Annotated in this window: 1 pseudogene; it reads right to left on the reverse strand. The window is 57.2% G+C overall.

From position 1 onward, the window contains the following. Positions 1–127 precede the first annotated feature (127 nt). A pseudogene (locus AB4043_RS24500) lies at positions 128–1,742 on the reverse strand (hypothetical protein); the annotation flags it as partial.

The raw sequence follows: 1,742 nt of genomic DNA on the forward strand, positions 1-1,742 counted from the left end.
CTGCACTCCAACGATACGCGCACGCTGCAACGGGAGGACTGGTCCGCTTTATCCGATCCTGACTTCGATCTGTTCCGCAACAAGAAGGCCCGGCGAAGAAGCYGGGCCTTYCCTGTAGTGGTGGTTGCTAGAAGGAGAATCGACCGGAGAACTGCATGCGGCGTGCCTGCTGCGCTGAATAGGTTGCTCCGTAGACTCCTGTCTGAGAGCCATCCGTCGATTCGGTAGAGATGCTGTGTGGGTCAAAGCGGGCCGAATTCGTGACATTGAAAGTCTCCCAGGCCAGCTCAAAGCGCGCCGACTCCTTGATGGAAAAGGTCTTGTGTAGACCTGCATCCATGCCCCAGAAGCCGTCGCCTCGGAACTTGTTTCGCTCGCCGGCCTCGCCCGGATAGGGAAGCCGCATATTGCTGAGAGCGCTTAGCGGGTCATCGAAGGCCTGCATGTTTCCGTTTTTATCGATGTGCTTCCGCATCTTGATCGGACCGGTCTGAACCATCCCCGACTCCCACTCCCAGTTCGTGGTCCAACCCTTGCCATCGTAGATGGTGAAGGGAAGACCGCTGGAGTAACGGGTGATTCCCGTGAGCTGCCATCCGCCGAATGCAAGATCCAGGGGGTGGGAGATCTGATTGCCAAATTTGCGTCCTCGTCCGTAGGGCAACGCGAGCACCCAGTCAGCATTCATGATGTGGGTTGCATCGAAGTCAGCAACAGAGCGATTCTTGCTTGGATTGAAGGCATCGTAGATCACGCCGTAGTTGAACAGACCCGAAGATGCGTTACTCTCCGTGTCGGAGCCCATGTCAATCGAGCGCGAGATCGTGTAACTGAAGTCCAYGGCAATACCATGGGACATGGGATGGCGCAGCGTAAATTGCGCAGCGTTGTATGAGGCGGAACCGATCGATGACCACGCATACAGCGACGAATACTGAGTCGGCCAGAAGCGAGGTGTAGCCGAATTTCCGCATCCTGGATAGCAGCCCAGGTCAAAGAAGTAGAGCATGTTGGTTTCATTGCCCCGGGACTGCAGCGGACCGAAATAAAGATTCGACGCGCTGTTGGTTCCACCGTCGTCCGTGAAGAAGTCGTTGTAGATATTCTGTGTCGCACTGGCGCCTGGAACACCGTCGCCATAGGTGCCGACTCCTTTCGCATCCGGAAACATATTTTCCCAGTAGGCGATGGCAGGTACGGAAACTCGTCCCTGGTCGGAGTACATCGCCAACTGCGTGGCGGCGGTGTAATAGTCCATGCCCGACTTGGGATCGACAAGATTCAGAGGCTGAGCCAGGTCCATCTGCTGTAGCATGTGCCGGCCGAAGCGGCCGACATACGCTGCTTCCACCGTGAATCCTCCGTTCAATTCACGTTGCAGAGAAAAGTCCACCACCTCCGAGTAGGGTGCTTTGAGGTGATCGTCCAGGCCATAGGTGATGGCGAAGCTGCCTGGAGCGAGTCCTTGCGGATAGCTGAAGGTCGACGCCGGAACCGGGTTAACCCCTGCGGGGATGCTGTGGAGGCCGGTGTAACGCGGAGAGTCGGAGACGCCAAACTGGCTTGCCGGATTGGTGAGCGCCGTGCTCAAGCTGAACGAACCATAGCGGCTGAAGTTCGATACGATGCCCTGGCCAAAGTGGTCATAGTACATGCCGAAGCCGGCACGAATCGCGCTCTTGCCTGCGCCGCCCAGCAGCTTATGGATCCAGGTGCCTTCTTCTGTCGCAGGCGAGTATGAG

This window comes from Terriglobus sp. YAF25, assembly GCF_052113305.1.
In the GTDB taxonomy this organism is placed as follows: domain Bacteria; phylum Acidobacteriota; class Terriglobia; order Terriglobales; family Acidobacteriaceae; genus Terriglobus.